The organism is Sphingomonas sp. ABOLG, from assembly GCF_003950435.1.
Classification (GTDB): Bacteria; Pseudomonadota; Alphaproteobacteria; order Sphingomonadales; family Sphingomonadaceae; genus Sphingomonas; species Sphingomonas panaciterrae.
In genome coordinates this window covers 42,566-61,639 of record NZ_QQWW01000006.1, presented here as the reverse complement: position 1 = coordinate 61,639, position 19,074 = coordinate 42,566, and the positions used below count along the sequence as shown (strand labels likewise).

The following is a 19,074-nucleotide window of genomic DNA, read 5'->3' as shown; positions in this document are numbered from 1 at the left end:
ACGGCGCAGGACATTTGCGATGAGCGAGGGGGCGTCATGAGCGGGGCGGCGGGGGAGGGGCACCGGCCCCCCGATCCGCTGCGGGCGCGCTTTGCCGCCGCAGCAGCGCAGCATGAGCGGCACCGGCTGGCCGCGTGCGAGCGGCTCGACACCCTGTTCGATGAGGGCACGATGATGCCGATCGCCGTCGGCGCGGGCGTGATCACCGCGGCCGGGCTGGTCGGCGGGCAGCGCGTGATGGCCTTTGCGCAGGACGTGACCGACCAGGGCGGGATCGCCACTGCGGATCAGGCCGCGCACATCGCAGAATTGCTGGCGCGGGCGCAGGCGGCGCAGGTGCCGGTCGTCGGCCTGTATGATTCGGGCGGGCTCGCGCTGGACGAGGCGCAGGCGGCGCTGGCCGGACAGGCGACGATCCTTCACGCATTGGCGAATGGCGGCCGCCGGCGTGTGCCGCATCTGGCGCTGGTGTTCGGCGATGCGATCGGCGCGGCAGCCTTCGCCCCGGCGATGGCGCATCTCACCTTCATGCTGGAGCGCGCGAGCCGGCTGTATGTGTCGGGGCCCGACGTGCTGCGCGACGCCACCGGCGAATTGGCGACGGCGGAGGCGCTGGGCGGGGCGATGCTCCAAGCAACCACCAGCGGGATTGCGGATCGCATCTTTGCCAATGAGATCGAGCTGCTGTTCGCCGCGCGGATGGCGATTGGCTTGTTGGTGCGCGACGTCGCACCATCGGTTGATCCAGCCACCCGGGTCGCGGCGCATCTCGATACGCTGGTGCCGGCGGATCCGGCCGAACCCTATGACATGCGCGAACTGGTGCAGGCGATCTGCGATGATCGCGCGTGGCTGGAGCTTCAGCCCGATCGTGGTGGCGGGATGCTGTGCGGGATCGCCCGCATTGGTGGCCGCAGCATCGGCATCATGGCGAACCAGCCGATCGTGGCGGGCGGGGTGATCGACCGTGCCGGCATCGCCAAGGCGACGCGGCTGGCGGCGCTATGTGCCACCTGCCGGTTGCCGATCGTGACGCTGGTTGATTCGCCCGGGTTGATGCCGGGCGCGCAGGAGGAGGCGGGCGGGATCGTCGCGGCGGGCGCGGCGCTGCTGGCGACGGTTGCGCGTGCCGACGTGCCGGTGATCACCGTCGTCACGCGGCGGGCAACCGGGCCGGCGTGGCTGATGATGGCGCCGCGCGGCGCGGGCGGCGCGCGCTTCGCCTGGCCGACCGCGGAGATCGCCGCGATGAACGCCGCTGGCGCCGCGCGGCTGCTGCTGCGCCACGGTGATGATGCGGCGACACGCGAGAAAGTGCGTGACTATGCCGCCAGCATCGCTGATCCGGTCAATGCCGTAGCGTCAGGCATCGTCGATGCGGTGATCCGCCCCGCCGATACGCGGGGCGCGATCGCACTGGCGCTGGCGCGCCATGATGCGCAAGGTTCCGGCAGATCACTGCCACACCCGGATCCCCAGGGGAGCGGGACATTGAAGGAGAGAGACCGAAATGGCTGATTACGAAACGATCCTGACCGAAAAGAAGGGCGACGTCCTGGTCATCACGCTCAACCGTCCCGAGCGGCTGAACGCGGCGTCGATCCAGCTGGCGGAGGATCTGACGGTCGCGCTGTACGATCTTCAGGGGGCGCGCGCCGTGCTGCTGACCGGCGGGGGCCGGGCGTTCTGTTCGGGCGCCGACCTGCAGGCGCGCGGCGGCGGGGAAACCCGCATCAAGGGCGGCGACACCAGCCACCGCGCATTGATGAACTTCTACAACCCGCTGATGAGCCAGATCCTGAACCTGTCGGTGCCGGTGGTGACCGCAGTGAACGGTCCGGCGGCCGGCGTCGGTTGTTCGATGGGCCTGGCGGGTGACTTCGTGTTCGCGGGCAAGAGCGCGTATTTCCTGCAGGCGTTCGTCAACATTGGGCTTGTGCCCGACGGTGGTTCGACCTGGCTGCTGGCTAAGACGATCGGCAAGGCGCGCGCGACGCAGATGATGATGCTGGGCGAGCGGATCAGCGCCGAGCAGGCCGAGCAATGGGGCCTGATCTACAAGGCGGTCGATGATGCCGTGCTGATGGACGAGGCGCTGGCGCTGGCGACGCGCCTGGCGGCCGGCCCGACGGTCGCGCTGTCGGCGATGCGCCGCAACATCATGACCGCGCTCGACGGGACGTTCGACCAGGTGCTGCGCGCCGAGGCCGAGGGCCAGCGGCTGGCGGGCGGATCGGAGGATTCGCGCGAGGGCGGCATGAGCTTCCTCGAAAAGCGCAAGCCCGTGTTCAAGGGACGGTGAACCGTTGGCGGCCGCCGTGCCGCCAGTGAACATCCATGGCGTTCCGGTGCGTTGAGCATCGGAACCGCTATGGAGACGATGATGATCAGAATGCTCACCCTTGCGACCGCGGCGACGCTGTCGATGGCGGCGCCGGCCGGCGCGCAGACCCAGGCGAGCATGAACGCGCAGGCCGCACAGGACCTGCGCCGCGCCGATGCGGCGCTCAACGCCCAGTGGAAGCGCACCTATGCGCAGATGAAGCAGCGCGATGCGCGCGGCGGGGCGGGTGGTTTCGGCTATGCGGCGGCGACGCTTGCCAGCCAGCGCGCGTGGCTGCAATTCCGCGACAAGCAATGCGTGATCGAGGGTGGCGAGTTCGCGGGCGGATCGCTGCAGGCGATGACGCGTGCGCAATGCCTGACCCGGCTCACCCAGGAGCGGACGGCGCAATTGAGGAACATGATGTGGACACGTTGAACCGGACGCACGCGAGCCCCAGCGACGGGACCCGCACCGACTGGACCCGCGAGGAAATTGCCGCGCTTTTCGACCTGCCGTTCGACGAGCTGATGTGGCAGGCGCAGGGCGTCCACCGCGCGCATCACGCGGCGGGGCAGGTGCAATTGTGCACGCTGCTGTCGATCAAGACCGGCGGCTGCCCGGAGGATTGCGGCTATTGCTCGCAATCGGTGCATGCCGACAGCGGGGTGAAGGCGACCAAGCTGATGGACGTGCGCGCCGTGCTGCAACGCGCGGCCGAGGCACGCGATGCGGGCAGCCAGCGGTTCTGCATGGGTGCGGCGTGGCGCAATCCCAAGGATCGCGACATGGACGCGATCGTCGCGATGATCGAGGGCGTTCGCGCGATGGGCATGGAAACGTGCATGACGCTGGGCATGCTGACGCCCGAACAGGCGGAGCGGCTGAGCCAGGCGGGGCTCGATTATTACAACCACAATATCGACACCGCACCGGAGCGTTATGGCGAGGTGATCACCACGCGCAGCTTCGACGAGCGGCTCGACACGCTGGCGCATGTGCGCGACGCCGGGATCAACGTGTGCTGCGGCGGGATCGTCGGGATGGGCGAGACGCGCGCCGATCGCGTCGGGTTCGTCCATGCGCTCGCCACGCTGCCGCGCCATCCGGAAAGCGTGCCGGTCAACGCATTGGTGCCGGTAAGGGGCACGGTGCTGGGTGACTTGCTGGCCGATACGCCGCTGGCGAAGATCGACGATATCGAGTTCGTCCGTACTGTCGCCGTCGCGCGGATCACCATGCCGCGCAGCATGGTGCGCCTGTCCGCAGGGCGTGAATCGATGAGCGAGGCGACTCAGGCGCTGTGCTTCATGGCGGGCGCCAATTCGATCTTCACCGGCGACAAGTTGCTGACCGCGGGTAATCGCGGCGACAGGGCCGACGCCTCGCTGTTCGCCAAGCTGGGACTGCAGCCGATGGTGGCGGAGGAGCCGATGCGGGTGTGCGAAGCGGCTGCCTGACCAGGCGACGGCGGCGGGCATGTTCGGCAAGATCCTGATCGCCAACCGGGGCGAGATTGCGTGCCGCGTGATCCGCACCGCGCGGCGCATGGGGATCGCCACCGTCGCGGTCTATTCCGACGCGGACGCGCGCGCGCCGCATGTCGCGATGGCGGACGAGGCGATCCGGATCGGGCCGGCACCGGCCGTCGACAGTTATCTTCGCGGCGACCTGATCCTGGCGGCGGCGCGGGACAGCGGGGCGGAGGCGATTCACCCCGGCTATGGCTTCCTGTCGGAGCGGGCCGATTTCGCCGAGCAAAGCGCGGCCGCGGGCGTGACCTTCATCGGCCCGCCGGCGCAGGCGATCGCGGCGATGGGCGACAAGATCCGGTCGAAGCAGATCGCCGCGGCGGCGGGCGTCAACGTGGTGCCGGGCCATCCCGGCCCGGTCGACGACCTGGCCGAGGCGCTGCGCGTCGCCGAAGCGATCGGCTATCCGGTGATGATCAAGGCGTCGGCCGGCGGCGGGGGCAAGGGGATGCGGCTCGCCCGGGACGCGGCGGGCGTGCGCGACGGTTTCGACGCCACCCGGCGCGAGGCCGCGGCGGCGTTCGGCGACGACCGCGTGTTGATCGAGAAGTTCATCGAGCGGCCGCGCCATATCGAGATCCAGCTGCTCGGCGACCGGCACGGCAACATGGTGTTCCTCGGCGAACGCGAATGTTCGATCCAGCGCCGCCACCAGAAGGTGGTGGAGGAGGCGCCGTCGCCGTTCGTCACCCCTGCGATGCGCCGCGCAATGGGGGAGCAGGCGATCGCCCTTGCCCGCGCGGTCGGCTATCACAGCGCCGGCACGGTCGAGTTGATCGTGTCGGGCGCCGATGCGAGCGGCAGCGATTTCTACTTCCTCGAGATGAACACCCGGCTTCAGGTGGAGCATCCGGTGACCGAGGCGATCACCGGCATCGACCTGGTCGAGCAGATGATCCGCGTCGCGGCGGGTGAGCGGCTCGCGTTCACGCAGGATCAGGTGGCGCTGAACGGTTGGGCGATCGAGACGCGCATCTATGCCGAGGATCCGTATCGCGATTTCCTGCCCAGCATCGGGCGGCTGACCCGCTATGCGCCGCCTGACGCCGGCCCGGATGGCGCGGGCGCGACGGTGCGCATCGACGATGGCGTGGCGGAGGGCAGCGCGATCTCGCGTTTCTACGATCCGATGATCGCCAAGCTGATCACCTGGGCACCGGATCGTTCGGGTGCGATGGACGCGCAGGCCCGTGCGCTGGATGCGTTCGACATTGAGGGACCGGCGACCAACCTGGATTTCGCCGCCGCGCTGATGCGCCATCCGCGGTTTCGCCGCGGGGACCTGGAAACCGGGTTCATCGCGCAGGAATATCCCGAGGGCTTTGCCGGTGCGGCGGTCGATCCGGCGCGGCGACGCGGGCTGATCGGGCTGGCCGTTCTTCTGGAGGCAGAGCGGCTGGGCGGACGGATACCGCGCGACTGGTCGGTGCGGATCGGCACGGACGAGGTGTCGGTAGTGATGACCGATGAGGGCGTTCTGATCGATGCCGCGGCGCTGGCGATCGATCACGCCGCCATGCCGGGTACCGATACGATCCGCGCCACGATCGATGGCGTTTCGGTCATCGCGCGGGTGGTGCGAACGCCGCTGGGGATGGTGATGCGCAGCGGCGGCGCGCGGCTCGACATGCGGGTGCTGCCGGCGCGGATCGCGGCCTATGCCGATCATCTGGGGCAGGGCGCGGATGATGACGCTGCGCGCCGCCTGACCGCACCGATGCCCGGCATCGTCGCGCAGGTGTCGGCCCGTCCGGGACAGCACGTACAGGCAGGTGATCCGCTGGCTGTTATCGAGGCGATGAAGATGGAAAATGTCGTGCGCGCCGATCGGGACGGCATTGTTGCCGCGGTGCTGGTGACGCCGGGCCAGAATGTCGCGGCCGATCAGGCGATGATCCAATTCGCCTGACCCGCGTTGTGGTGCGTTCGGGAGTGGGGAATCTGCCGTGCGACATTTCGCGACACTAAAATGCTGGACCGTTTTTGCCGGCGCGGTCATGCCACAATGATGATGCGATCCAGGTCACCGTTCCTGCTGGCCGCCGTTGCGCTGGGCGCGCTGGTGCTGAGCGGCTGCACCGTCGGGCCGGATTACCGCCCGCGCGCGCCGGCCGAACTTGGCGTGCCCGATGCCTATTCGGTCACCGCGCCGCCGACGCGGGAGGATCTGACGCGCTGGTGGCGCAGCTTCGACGATCCGGTGCTGGGCGACCTCGTCGAACGGGCCGCCGACGCCAATCTCGACATTGTGCAGGCGACCGCGCGGCTGCGGCAGGCGCGCGAGGCGCTGGTGCAGAGCCGCGCCAGCCTGCTGCCGACGATCAATGGTTCGGCGGGCTACAGCCGTTCGGAAACGCTGCGCGGCGGGACGACGGTAATCACGCTTCCCGACGGTACGACGCAGAGCATCGGCGGCGGCAGCGGATCGAACTTCTCGCTGGGGCTCGACGCGCAATATCAGCTTGGCCTGTTCGGCGAGATCCGCCGCACGGTGGAGGCGACAAGCGCGCAATATGAGGCGTCGGGGCTCGATCAGGCGACGGTGCTGCTGTCGGTGCAGGCGGAGGTTGCCCGCAATTACGTGCTGGCGCGGCTCTACCAGTTGCAGCTGGCCAATGCGCGCGACAGCCTGGCGCTGCAGGACGACAATCTCGAGATCGCGGGATTCCGCGTGCAGGCGGGGCTGGTCTCCAGCCTCGACCAGGAACAGGCGCGGGTGCAGCGGGCGCAGACCGCCGCGTCGGTGCCGCTGATCGAGCAGCAATATAATGCTGCCGTGTCGCGGCTCGGCGTTCTGACCGGGCAGGCGCCCGGCGCGCTGAAGCCGATGCTGGCGGCGGTGAAGCCGATCCCGCGCGGGCCCGATACGGCCGGCGTTGGCATCCCCGCCGACGTGCTGCGCCAACGCCCCGATGTCCGTTCCGCCGAGCGCAACCTGGCGGCGGCGACCGCGCAGATCGGCGTTGCCAAGGCGCAATTGTATCCTGCGCTGGCGATTAGCGGCAACATCAGCTCGCGCGCGGGGAATCTCGGCGGGCTGCTCGACACGATCACCGGCGGGCTGTTTGCCGGACTGACTCAGGCGATCTTCAACGGCGGCCGGCTGAACAGCCAGGTGCGCAGTGCGCAGGCGGCGACCGATGCGGCGCTGGCGGCCTATAAGCAGGCGGTGCTGACTGCGCTTGAGGATGTCGAGAACGCTGTCGTGGCATTACGCACCGCCGAGGCGCGCGAGCGCGAGTTCGCCGTGGCGCTGGAGGCGGCGAACAATTCCGCGATCCTGAGCCGTAGCCAGTATCGCACCGGCCTCACCGATTTCACCACGCTGAGCCAGCAGGAGGCAGCGTTGCTGTCCGCGCGCAACAGCGCGGCGCAGGCGCGCGCCGACCATGCCAATTCGCTGGTGCAGCTATATTCCGCGCTGGGCGGCGGCTGGGACGCCAATGTCATTCCGACGGCCCCCGAAGCGCGGGGCATTAGCCAGGACGAGAACCGCTGATGGCGACCGAGCAGCTCGACGAATTTCTTGGGACCAAGGAGCAGCCGGCGTGGCGGCGGTGGGTCAAGTGGATCGCGATCGCGGTCGGCGTGATCCTGCTGGTGCTTCTGGCGTTCCGGCTGTTCGGCAAGGCGGAGGCGCCCGGCTATGCCACCGCCCCGGTGCGGCGCGGCGACCTGACCGTGACGGTCTCGGCGACGGGCAAGCTGGCGCCGACCAATCAGGTGACGGTGGGTTCGCAATTGTCGGGGCTGGTCACCCGCGTCGTCGTCGACGTGAACGATCGGGTGAAGGCCGGCCAGGCGCTGGCGCTGATCGATCCCGAGCAGATCGACGATCAGATCCGCGCCGGGCAGGCGCAGCTCGCGGCGCAGGTCGCAGGCGTCAATCAGGCGCGCGCCACCGTCGCTGAGGCGCAGGCGCAGCTCGCGCGATTGCAGGAAGTGTACCGGCTGTCGAACGGGCGCGTGCCGTCCAAGACCGAGCTTCAGACCGGGCAGGCCAACGCGCAGCGCGCGGTGGCTGCCCTGCGCGTTGCCGAAGCGAATGTTGCCGCCGCGCGCGCGACTCTGGCGCAGAGCCAGACGCAGCGGCAGCGCGCGATCATCGTGTCGCCGGTCAACGGCGTGGTGCTCGCGCGGCAGGTCGATCCCGGCCAGACCGTCGCGGCATCGTTCAACACGCCGACGCTGTTCGTGATCGCCGAGGATCTCAGCAAGATGAAGCTTGAGGTCGCGATCGACGAGGCGGATGTCGGATCGGTGAAGGAAGGCCAGCCGGCGACCTTCACCGTCGATGCCTTTCCCGGGCGCACCTTCCCCGCGGCGATCACGCGCGTCGATCTGGGATCGAACCTGACCGCGAGCACGGCAAGCGCGTCGAGCAGCACGACGGGAACGACCAGCACGGCGGGGCAGGTGGTGTCCTATGCCGCAGACCTGTCGGTGGCGAACCCGACGATGGAGCTTCGCCCCGGCATGACCGCGACGGCGGACATCATCACCAGCGACAAGAAGAACGTCCTGCTGGTCCCCAATGCGGCGTTCCGGTTCAAGCCGACGCAGGCGGCAGCGGGCGGCGACCAGGGCGGCATCGCCGGGTCGCTGACCTTCCGCCCGCGTCGCGGCAGCCGGCCCGAGCGGGAGGCGACGCTGGGGCGCGGCGCGCAGCAGACGGTCTATGTGAAGGGTGCCGATGGCCAGTTGCAGCCGGTGCAGGTGACCACCGGCGATACCAACGGCAATGTGACCGAGGTGCTGTCGGGCGGGCTGAAGCCCGGCATGGAAGTGGTCACCGGCCAGCTGTCCGGCACCGAGGGCAGGGCGGCGGCCAAGGGCGCCGGGCAGCGGAGCGGCCAGCGTGCGGGAGGCGCCGGTGGCGCCTGACGCCCCCGCCGCGAGGAATCACGCCGCCGCCGCTGTCGGGCAGGCGCCGGGCATGGCCGAACCGATCATCTCACTGCGCAACGTGACCAAGGTATATGGCACCGGGCCGACCGCATTTCAGGCGCTGAGGGGCGTCAACCTGGATATCTCGGCGGGTGATTTCGTCGCGGTGATGGGGCCGTCGGGATCGGGCAAGTCGACGACGATGAACATCCTCGGCTGCCTCGACGTGCCGAGCGGCGGCACCTTCCTGTTTCGCGGCCATCATGTCGAAACGCTGAGCCGCGACCAGCGCGCGCTGCTGCGACGGCGCTACCTCGGCTTCGTATTCCAGGGGTTCAACCTGCTGAGCCGGACGAGCGCGCTGGAGAATGTCGAACTGCCGCTGATCTACCGCGGCGATGATCGCAAGGCGCGGCGCGAACTGGGCATGGCGGCACTGGAAAAGGTCGGACTGGCCGATTGGTGGGACCATACGCCGGCGGAATTGTCCGGCGGGCAGCAGCAGCGCGTGGCGATCGCGCGTGCGATCGTTACGCAGCCCGAAGTGCTGCTGGCGGACGAGCCGACCGGCAACCTCGATTCGGAACGGTCGGTCGAGATCATGCAATTGCTCACCAACCTGAACCAGGAAAGCGGGATCACCGTGCTGATGGTGACTCACGAACCCGACATGGCCGCGTTCGCGCACACCGTGATCCACTTCAAGGACGGGCTGGTGGAGCGGATCGAGGCCAACGATCACCAGCGCGGCGGCGCGGCATGAGCGCGCGCGCGCCCATTGCGGATCGGAGGTAGGCGAATGTTCGGCACGACCTTCGTCCTCGCCATCCGCTCGATCCGGCGGCACCTGCTGCGTTCGTTCCTGACGATCCTCGGCATCGTGATCGGTGTCGCCGCGGTTGTCGCGATGGTGACGCTGGGCAAGGCGACGACCAGCGCGGTGCAGGAGCAGATCTCCGCGCTCGGCACCAATGTGCTGCAGATCCGCCCGGGCCAGGGCTTCGGTCGCGGCGGCGGCGGCCCGCGCCCGCCCGACTTCGATCCGGAGGACGTAACCGCGATCGCGCGGCAGGTGGCGGGCGTCACGGCGGTTGCGCCGCAGGTGTCGACCAGCGCCACCGCGATCTACGAAGGGGCGAACTGGTCCACCACGGTGCAGGGCACGACCAACGACATTTTCGTCGTCCAGCCCTGGCCGCTGGCGCTGGGGCGGACATGGACGCCGGCGGAGGAGCAGGCAGGCAAGTCGGTCTGCATCATCGGCAATACCGTGCGGCAGAATCTGTTCCGCGGCGGCGATCCGATCGGCCGGCGGATGCGCATCGGCGCGATCAGCTGCGACGTGATCGGCGTGCTCAGCACGCGCGGGCAGGCGGGTTTTGGCGGCGATCAGGACGATACGGTGGTGATGCCGATCAAGGCGGTGCAGCGCCGCTTCACCGGCGACCGCAAGGTCCGACTGATGATGGTCGGAGTCGACCAGGCCTATTCGACCGAGGCGGTGCAGGCGGCGATCACCGACCTGTTGCGCGAGCGGCGCCATATCAGCGGGACCAAGCAGAACGATTTCAACATCTTCGACACCAAGCAGATCAGCGACACGCTGACCGGCACGACGACGCTGCTGACCCGCATCGTCGCGGCGGTGGCGGCGATCAGCCTGGTGGTAGGCGGGATCGGCATCATGAACATCATGCTGGTGTCGGTGACCGAGCGGACGCGCGAGATCGGTATCCGGCTGGCGATCGGTGCGGTCGCCAATGAGGTGCTGATGCAATTCCTGGTCGAGGCGGTGGTGCTGTCGATGCTGGGCGGGCTGATCGGGCTGGCGCTGGCGCAGGTGGTGATCCTGATCGCGACGCCGCTGATGCAGGTGCCCTGGACGTTCGATCCGCAGATCAACATCATCGCCTTTGCCATCTCCGCAGTGATCGGCGTGGTCTTCGGCTACTTCCCCGCCCGCCGCGCGGCATCGCTGAACCCGATCGATGCGCTGCGCCACGAATAGCGCCGCCTGACCGATCGGGCGGTGGCCGTGGCTGCGTGGCTCGCCTACATCGTCGGGCATGAACACGCGCTTCGACAATGTGCCCAACCGTCGCGCGATCGTGGATCGCCGTGCGCTCGCCGAGGAAATCGCCGCGATCGCCACCGACGATCCGGCGCTGCTGCGCCGTGACGCGATCGGCAAGCTGAAGGACGCGCTGGACGCCGGCCGCGCGGAGATCGCGCGGCGGCTCGCCGACCGGCCCTCGCGCGGGCTGGAGGCGGCGAATGCGCAGGCGTTCCTGATCGATCAGCTGTTGCGGCTGCTCTACGATCTGGCGACTCAGCGGCTGTACCCGCTGAGCAACCCGACCGCGTCCGAACGGCTGACGCTGATGGCGGTCGGTGGCTATGGCCGCGGCGAGATGGCGCCGTTTTCCGACGTGGACATCGCCTTCCTCACCCCGTGGAAGCAGCCGCCCTGGGCGGAGCAGGTGATCGAGACCCTGCTCTATTCGCTGTGGGACATGGGGCTGAAGGTCGGCCATTCGTCGCGCTCGCTGGACGACATGGTGCGTCAGGCGAAGGGCGACGTGACGATCCGCACCGCCCTGCTCGAGGGGCGCCACGTCTGCGGCGACGTGCCGCTGTACGAGGAGGCGATCGGCCGCTTCAAGGCGGAGGTGACGCACGGGACCGAGCGTCAGTTCATCGCTGACAAGCTGGCCGAGCGCGAGGCGCGGCACGTGAAGATGGGCGACACGCGCTATGTCGTCGAACCCAATGTGAAGGAGGGGAAGGGGGGCCTGCGCGACCTCCACGCGCTCTTCTGGATCGGCAAATATGTCTATGATGTCGATCGCGCGGCGCAGCTGGTCGACGTGGGGCTGTTCACCCCGGCCGAATACAAACTGTTCCACCGTGCCGACAATTTCCTGTGGGCGGTGCGCTGCCATTTGCACCTCGCGGCGGGGCGCGCGGAGGATCGGCTGACCTTCGACATGCAGCGCGAGATTGCCGAACGGATGCGCTATTCCGACCGGCCGGGGAAGGCCGCGGTCGAGCGGTTCATGCAATATTACTTCCTGCAGGTGAAAACCGTCGGCGCGCTGACCGGCACCTTCCTGACGCATATCGACGAGCAATTTGCGGCGCGCGGCCGCCGGTTCGGCCTGCCGCAGCTGCGCCGACGCCCGCGCAAGCTCAACGGCTTCGTGCTGGAGCGGGGGCGACTGGCGCTGCCGAGCGACGATTTCTTCGTCGAGGATCCGGTGCGCCTGATCGAGATCTTTCACCTTGCCGACCTGCACGAGCTGGAGATCCATCCGCAGGCGCTGCGTGCCGCAACGCGCGACGCGAAGCTGGTCGACGATGTGCGCACCGATCCGCGCGCCAATGCGCTGTTCCTCGACGTGCTGACCAGCCCGCGCGACCCGGAACTGGTGCTGCGCTGGATGAACGAGACGGGCGTGTTCGGCCGCTTCGTGCCCGATTTCGGCCGTGTCGTCGCGCAGATGCAGTTCGACATGTACCACCATTATACCGTCGACGAACACACCATCCGCGCGATCGGTCTGCTGGCGCGGATCGAGCGCGGCGATCTGGCGGCGGAGCATCCGCTGGCCACCGCGATCATGCCGCAGATCGTGTCGCGCCGCGTATTGTATGTCGCAGTGCTGCTGCACGATATCGCCAAGGGGCGCGGCGGCGACCATTCGATCCTGGGCGCGGCGGTGGCGCAGAAACTGTGCCCGCGTTTCGGCCTGACGCGCGCGGAGACCGAAACCGTGTCGTGGCTGGTCCGCTACCACCTGCTGATGTCGGCGACCGCGTTCAAGCGCGACCTGTCGGATTTCAAGACGATCCTCGATTTCACCGCCACCATCCAGTCGCCCGAGCGGCTGCGCCTGCTGCTGGTGCTGACCATCGTCGACATTCGCGCGGTGGGGCCGGGGACGTGGAACGGGTGGAAGCGCCAGTTGCTCGGCGACCTGTTCGAGGCGGCGGAGGAAGTGCTTCGGCTGGGCCACAAGCAGCGTGGCCGCGAGGAACGGATCGCCGCCAAGCAGGAGGCGCTGGCCACGGCCATGGGCTGGAACGAGGCGCAGATGGCCGCCTATGTCCGCCGCTTTCCCGAGGCCTATTGGATCGCCGAGCCCGACGACGTGCTGGCGCATAACGCGCGCTTCGTGGCGTCGGTGGGCGATGCGCAGCTGGCGATTGACGCGCAGGTCTATGCCGAGCGTGGGGCGACCCTGGTCACGGTCTATGCCGCCGACCATCCGGGCATCTTCTATCGCATTGCGGGCGCGATCCATGTCGCGGGCGGCAACATCATCGACGCGCGGATCCACACCACGCGCGACGGCATGGCGCTGGACAATTTCCTAGTGCAGGACCCGGTCGGCCGCCCGTTCGACGACGAGGGGCAGCTGACCCGGCTACGCACCGCGATCGAGGATGCGCTCGCCAATCGCGGCAAATTGGTCGAGCGGCTGAAGGCCAAGCCGCTGCCGCGGATGCGCGCCGACGCCTTTCGCATCGAGCCCAATGTGCTGGTCGACAATCGCGCGTCCAACCGCTTCACCGTGGTGGAGATCAACGCGCGCGATCGGCCAGCGCTGCTCAACCAGCTCGCCCATGCGCTGTTCCAGTCCAAGGTGACGATCCATTCGGCGCATGTCGCGACCTATGGCGAGCGCGCGGTCGACACTTTCTATCTGACCGACCTGACGGGCGACAAGATCGCCAGCGGGCCGCGGCTGAAGACGCTGGAGCGGCGCTTGCTGGACGCGGCGGCGGGCAAGCCGCTGGACGAGGCGGCCTGATTCACCGCGCCGCGTCGGCCGCACACTTTTCCTGCCAGACAAAAAGAAACCCCCGGGGGCGAACCCGGGGGTGAAGGTGTCCGTAATGGACGGGCGCCGGCGGGCGGCGCCCGATCCGATCAGAAGCGCTTGCGCAGCGTCAGACCGTAGGTGCGCGGCTCGGCGAGGAACGACGAGAAGATCTGGTTCCCGACGCCGCCGAAGCGCTGCACCTGCGCCAGGCTGCCTGCACCCTGGAACGGCGCGTTGAAGGCGACCTGCTGATAGTTTTCGTTGAGCAGGTTCTGCGCGAAGGCTTCGATCGCCCAGTTGGAGTCGAGGCCGCGCAGGCCGATGCGGGCGTTCATCACGAAGAAGCCGTCCTGCTCCTTCTCGATGAACAGGTCCGAGCCGGTGTTGTAGTCGCTCGACAGACGGCCATCGACATAGAACAGCGCGCTGAGGCCCGAGTCACCGATTTCCGGCGTCCAGCTGACCGACGAGGTCACCACGTTGCGCGGCGCGTTCGACATCTGGCGACCGGCGAGCAGGAACAGCGCCGGATCGAGCGGCTCGCCCGAGGCCGAGCCGACCAGGTTGCGGCGGAACTTGGTGTCGGCCAGCGTGTAGCCGAGGTTCACCGCAAAGTTGCGCGCCGGATAGATGCCGAGCTCAAGCTCGACGCCCTGGCTGCGCACGCCCGGACCAACGTCACCCGAGCAGGCGCCCGTGGTGGCCGAATTGTCCTGATCCGCACCGTTCAGGCTGACCGAGCACGAGCCGATGTTCTGGACGACGAAGTTCGTGCCGTTGAACGTGTTCAGCTGGAAGTTCTCGAAGTCCGAACGGAACACCGTCAGGTTGGCGGTGAACTGGCGCGTGGCGTATTTGATGCCCGCTTCGTAGCTGTTCACCAGTTCCGGATCGAAGCGCAGGCGCGCCGCGCCGGCGTTGGTCACCGGAGTGAAGGCGTTGGGTGCCAGTTCCGAACGGTCGAGGTTGTAGCCGCCCGCCTTGTAGCCGCGCGAGTAGCTGGCATAGACCATCAGGTCGCGCGTCGGCTTCCACGAGATGACACCGGTGCCGGTGAACTCGCTTTCGTCGAAGCTGTTGCGCAGGTCGAGGCCGTTGAGTGCGGTCGACGAATTGCCCGTGCAGCCCAGCGTGATGATGCCGCCGGCGAGCGCCGCGGTCGCCGGGTTGGCGAGCAGCGGGCCGAGACCCTGCTGCAGCTGCGGGCAGACGGTGTTGGTGTTGTCGAAATTGGCGCGGAAGTCCTTCGACTCATGCGTCCAGCGCAGGCCGGCGGTGATCGACAGCGTATCGGTCAGCTTGAAGATGTTGTGCGTGAAGAACGCGTAATTCTCGCTGTCCTGATAATAACGCGCGTTGCGATCGCCCAGGTTGTTGAGCGTCGACAGCGTGCGCAGGCCGTTGATCAGTGCCGGGCCGGCGATCGGACCAAAGGCGCCGCTCAGGGTTGCGGTGCCGGCGGGGCTGAGGCAGCCCGGTGCCGCCGGGTTGCGCAGCGCCGCGACCGGGCTGACCGTGGCGACGATGCGGCAGGCGGCAAAGGCACCGTATTGCGAACCGAACTGGAGGTTGTCGCCAATCACCAGGTCTTCGTTCGAGTAGAAGCCGCCGACGAGCCAGTCGAGGCGATCGTCGAACAGCGAACCCTGCAGGCGGACTTCCTGCGTGAAGGTATGGAACTGGCGGAAGGCGCGGCCGTCGTCGGCGCGATAGCCCAGGTCGACATTGCCGTAATCGATGTCGGCGGCGTTGCCGGCCTTGTACTCACGATAGGCGGTGATCGACGTCAGCGAGGCGTTGCCGAAATTGTAGTCGATCTGCATCGACCCGCCGTAATCCTTCGTCTCGTTCGAATACGCACGACCCGGCGAGAAGGCGATGCGGCGGTTGTACGGATCGCCCGCGCTCGGGAACACGCCGCCCAGGCTCTGCAGCACGTCGACGATGCGGTTGCCGGCGGGGTTGATCGTGACCTCGCCCGGCTGGCCCGGCACGGCCTGCTTCTCGCGCAGGTCGACATAGACCGCGCCGCAGCACTTTTCGTCACGCCACGTATAGTCGCCGATCAGGCGGACCGACAGGTCGGTGGTCGGTTCGAACAGCAGCTGGCCGCGGACGAACCAGCGGTTGCGGTTGTTGTAGTCGGTATCGTTGACGACATCGCGGTAGAAACCGTCGCGCTTGTTCCACACGCCGTCGAGGCGGAACGACAGCACGTCCTCCACCACCGGGCCGGTGATCGCACCGGCGATGCGGACGTTGTCGTAATTGCCGTAGGTGCCCTCGACATAGCCGCCGAAGGTCTGCGACGGCGCCTTGGTGTAGACGTTGATCGCGCCGGCCGATGCGTTGCGGCCCGACAGCGTGCCCTGCGGCCCGCGCAGCACTTCGATCCGGTCAACCTCGCCGATGTCGTTGAGGCCCGAGCCGGTGCGGCTGCGGTACACGCCATCGATGAACACCGCGACCGAGCTTTCGAGGCCGGGGTTGTCACCCACGGTGCCGATGCCGCGGATACGGGCGGAGGCGTTGGCCTCGCTGCCGGTGGAGGAGATCAGCAGCGACGGGGCGAGCTGCACCACGCCGCGAATGTCGTTCGCGCCCGAATTCTGCAGCGATGCCTGGCTGACCGCGGAGACGGCGATCGGCACGTCGGCAAGGCGCTCGGCACGGCGGGTCGCGGTGACGACGATGTCACCGGCGCCGGTCTGGCTCTGGTCAAGATCGGTATCCGCGGCGGGAGCGCTCTGCGACTGCTGGACCGAACCGGCGGCGAGCGGATCAGCGCTGGGCTGTTCCTGCGCGAGCGCGGGCAGGGCAACGAAGATCGCGGCAGTAGATAGAAGCGAAGCAACGCGGCGCATGAGCTCTCCTGAATCTCGTTTTTGAACTTTGGGTTTGGAGCGCAGCGTTTAGTGGGAGTGCGGTTCACGCCTAAGCGATTTTCACGCAACCTCTTGTTTTTGAATGTGGCTGTCGCGGAAATGCAACCATTGGTCCGAAACGGTACTGTCACAAATGACAGTTGACGCTACGGCAACACGCAAAAAAAGCCGCGCCCGGTGGGGGCGCGGCTCTTTTCAGCCGGTGGTGGCGAAAAATTTTACTTCGGTGCCAGGACCATCAGCATCTGGCGGCCTTCCATGCGCGGGTAAGCCTCCACCTTGGCGACCTCGGCCACCTGCTCGGCAACGCGCTGCAGCACGTTCATGCCCAGCTGGCCATGGCTCAGCTCGCGGCCGCGGAAGCGCATGGTGACCTTCACCTTGTCGCCTTCCTCGATGAACTGCACGACCTTCTTCATCTTGGTGTCATAGTCGTGGTCATCGATGTTCGGACGCATCTTGATCTCTTTGATCTCCTGCGTCTTCTGGCTCTTGCGGGCGAGATTCGCCTTCTTCTGGGCCTCGTACTTGTACTTGCCCACGTCCAGGAACTTGGCGACCGGCGGATCGGCGTTCGGCGACACCTCCACCAGGTCGAGCCCGACCTCCTTCGCCTGCGCAATAGCCTCGCGAGTGTACATCACGCCGAGATTCTCGCCCTCGTGATCGATCACGCGGACCTTCTGGCTCTGGATCCACTCGTTGAATCGGGGGCCGTTCATCGGCGGCGCCTGCATTGGCCGGCGCATCATGGGCGGACGTATGGTCAATTCTCCTGTTGCTTCAATCTCCCATATATAATGCCTGATGCGGCCAATCAAAAGGCATCAATCGCGGGACCGGTGCGAGAAGATGCATGCAGCCCTCAGGCGGTCATCCGTCGGCGGTTGCGCAGGACCTGCGCGCTGTGGCCGATCGTCGCGCGCGGGCTGCGGGTGCGCACCGTGTCGACGAAATGCCAGTCGTTGCTGACCCGGTCGGGCGCGACGGTCAGCGTCATGTAGCCGCGCCGGCTGGTGTCGCACCATTTCAATTCCGGGCTGGCGGCGACCAGCGCGCGCGCGACGGTGGCGGGATCGACCGTCAGCGCCGTCTCGAACCCGCTGGAGGTGACCGACTGGCCGGCGAACTCGACGCCGACAGGCGCGCCCTTGCCGCCGTCCAGCGCCAGGTCGAACGCCCAGGCATTGTGGCTGTCGCCGCACAGCACCACCAGATTGGCGTCCGCGGCCTGCGCAGAGGCAAGGAACCGCTGGCGCGCCGCGGGATAGCCGCCCCAATTGTCGAGATCGGTCGGCAGCCCCGCTTGCCCCGCCGCGACCGCGGCCTGGATATAGGGTGCGGCGCCGGGGCGTGCCTGCGAGATCCAGCCCGCGGTTTCGGGCGGCACGCGCATGGTGCCCATGATCGTGCCGAAGCCGACCAGCTGCCACGCCGCGCCGCGCTTCACCGACTGCGCCAGCGCATGGTGCAGCCATGCCTCCTGCTGGGTCCCGAGCATGGTGCGCGCCGGATCATGCCATTCATTGTCGCGGTACTGCGCCATCGCGCGCACCGGATCGCCCGAGCGCAGCATGGTGGAGAGTTCGGGCGAGGCGGAGCGGCCGGCGAGCCGCGTGTCGGTGCGGAACAGTGTCGCCAGCGTGCCGATGTCATAGGCCTTCCACGGCTCGTCGGAGACCGGCATCCATTCGCGCCATGCCTGGATCGCGGCGGCCTTTCGTTCGTGCCATGCGCCCTCGCTCGCCGGATCATGGTTCTGCGCGCCGCCTTCCCAGCTGTTGTTCGCGCTTTCATGGTCATCCCAGGAGGCGATCATCGGCAGGCGCGCATGGAGCGCCTGAAGGTCCGGGTCGGCGCGGTAGCTGGCGTAGCGCAGGCGATAATCGGCCAGATGGATGCTCTCGCCCTTCGGCTGGGGCAGGCGATCGGCGATCACCTCGGCCAGAGCCGGGTAGGTGCCATTGGCATATTCGTAGAAATAATCGCCGAGGTGCAGCGCGAGATCGAGGTCGTCGCGCGCCGCGGCATGGGCGTAGGCGTTGAAGAAGCCGAAGCCGATGTTGGAGCAGGAGAAGATCGCGGTGCGGAACCGCTGCGCGCGATCATCGGGCAGGGTGCGCGTGCGGCCGACCGGCGAGACGGTGCCGTCGGGCGCAAGGAAACGATAATGATAGGTCCGGCCCGGCCGGAGCCCCAGCACCGTCACCTTCGCCGTCCAGTCGCGCCACGGCCCCGTCACCGCCTCCGCCCCCGCAGCAATGCGCGCGAAATCAGGCGTCTCGCTCAATTCAACCCGCAGCCGGGCATGATCGCCGCTGGCAGGAACGTAGCGCGTCCATAGCAGGATCTCGTCCGCCCCCGGCTCACCGCTCGCCACCGAATGGGTGAAGCCGCGCGCCGCCAGGATCGTGTCCGCGGCGGCAAGACCGCTGATGCCGAGCGCCCCCGCGCCGAACATTCCGGTGGCGAGAAGGCTGCGGCGGCTCAGGTCGATCATCTGTTCGCTCCCGACAAGGAGGGTTGGTCAGCGGCCCATGGCGCAGGAAGGTGACAGATCGGTGTCGCGGGGCAATAGTCGGCGGCGATGGAAGGGCGCGGCGCACAGCGGCATCGCGGGG

General features: G+C 67.9%; 13 protein-coding genes. 10 read left to right on the top strand and 3 right to left on the bottom strand.

The features are described 5' to 3' along the window. The first annotated feature begins 36 nt into the window (after positions 1 to 36). From CA236_RS08790 to CA236_RS08745, 10 genes are all read left to right on the top strand, one after another. A complete protein-coding gene (locus CA236_RS08790; RefSeq protein WP_125945319.1) occupies positions 37 to 1,518 on the top strand; it encodes a carboxyl transferase domain-containing protein in 1,482 nt (493 codons plus the stop codon). Continuing rightward, complete coding sequence (locus CA236_RS08785; RefSeq protein WP_046409474.1) at positions 1,511 to 2,302, top strand: enoyl-CoA hydratase-related protein; 792 nt, start codon at positions 1,511 to 1,513, stop codon at positions 2,300 to 2,302. Before CA236_RS08790 ends, CA236_RS08785 begins: the two co-directional genes overlap by 8 nt. Positions 2,303 to 2,383: 81 nt before the next feature. After that, a complete protein-coding gene (locus CA236_RS08780) occupies positions 2,384 to 2,761 on the top strand; it encodes a lysozyme inhibitor LprI family protein (RefSeq protein WP_231621949.1) in 378 nt (125 codons plus the stop codon). After that, positions 2,749 to 3,783 (top strand): biotin synthase BioB, encoded by a 1,035-nt coding sequence (gene bioB, locus CA236_RS08775; RefSeq protein WP_241212583.1) that lies wholly within the window; start codon positions 2,749 to 2,751, stop codon positions 3,781 to 3,783. Before CA236_RS08780 ends, bioB begins: the two co-directional genes overlap by 13 nt. Before the next feature lie 19 nt (positions 3,784 to 3,802). Continuing rightward, positions 3,803 to 5,764 (top strand): acetyl/propionyl/methylcrotonyl-CoA carboxylase subunit alpha, encoded by a 1,962-nt coding sequence (locus CA236_RS08770; protein ID WP_125945317.1) that lies wholly within the window; start codon positions 3,803 to 3,805, stop codon positions 5,762 to 5,764. A gap of 102 nt (positions 5,765 to 5,866) precedes the next feature. Continuing rightward, positions 5,867 to 7,354 (top strand): efflux transporter outer membrane subunit, encoded by a 1,488-nt coding sequence (locus tag CA236_RS08765; RefSeq protein ID WP_046409665.1) that lies wholly within the window; start codon positions 5,867 to 5,869, stop codon positions 7,352 to 7,354. Further along, on the top strand, positions 7,354 to 8,739 hold the full coding sequence (locus CA236_RS08760; protein ID WP_125945316.1) for an efflux RND transporter periplasmic adaptor subunit: 1,386 nt from the start codon (positions 7,354 to 7,356) through the stop codon (positions 8,737 to 8,739). Before CA236_RS08765 ends, CA236_RS08760 begins: the two co-directional genes overlap by 1 nt. Positions 8,740 to 8,791: 52 nt before the next feature. Continuing rightward, positions 8,792 to 9,505, top strand: a complete 714-nt coding sequence (locus CA236_RS08755) for an ABC transporter ATP-binding protein (protein WP_125945315.1) — start codon at positions 8,792 to 8,794, stop codon at positions 9,503 to 9,505. A gap of 36 nt (positions 9,506 to 9,541) precedes the next feature. Beyond that, complete coding sequence (locus CA236_RS08750) at positions 9,542 to 10,750, top strand: ABC transporter permease (protein ID WP_046409482.1); 1,209 nt, start codon at positions 9,542 to 9,544, stop codon at positions 10,748 to 10,750. 58 nt (positions 10,751 to 10,808) lie between these two features. Next, positions 10,809 to 13,556: a [protein-PII] uridylyltransferase gene (locus CA236_RS08745; protein WP_125945314.1), complete on the top strand. Its 2,748-nt coding sequence runs from the start codon at positions 10,809 to 10,811 to the stop codon at positions 13,554 to 13,556. A 119-nt stretch (positions 13,557 to 13,675) separates the two neighbouring features. On the opposite strand, the gene CA236_RS08740 is transcribed toward CA236_RS08745, so the two are convergent. The 3 genes from CA236_RS08740 to CA236_RS08730 all read right to left on the bottom strand — a co-directional run bounded on the left by CA236_RS08740 (position 13,676) and on the right by CA236_RS08730 (position 18,953). Then, entirely contained in the window at positions 13,676 to 16,432 is a 2,757-nt protein-coding gene (locus tag CA236_RS08740) for a TonB-dependent receptor (RefSeq protein WP_125945313.1), read from the bottom strand. A 239-nt stretch (positions 16,433 to 16,671) separates the two neighbouring features. Beyond that, positions 16,672 to 17,205: a translation initiation factor IF-3 gene (infC, locus tag CA236_RS08735; RefSeq protein WP_046409487.1), complete on the bottom strand. Its 534-nt coding sequence runs from the start codon at positions 17,203 to 17,205 to the stop codon at positions 16,672 to 16,674. Positions 17,206 to 17,318: 113 nt separating this feature from the next. After that, positions 17,319 to 18,953, bottom strand: coding sequence for an alkaline phosphatase D family protein (locus tag CA236_RS08730; protein ID WP_125945312.1), 1,635 nt, complete (start codon positions 18,951 to 18,953; stop codon positions 17,319 to 17,321). Positions 18,954 to 19,074 lie beyond the last annotated feature (121 nt).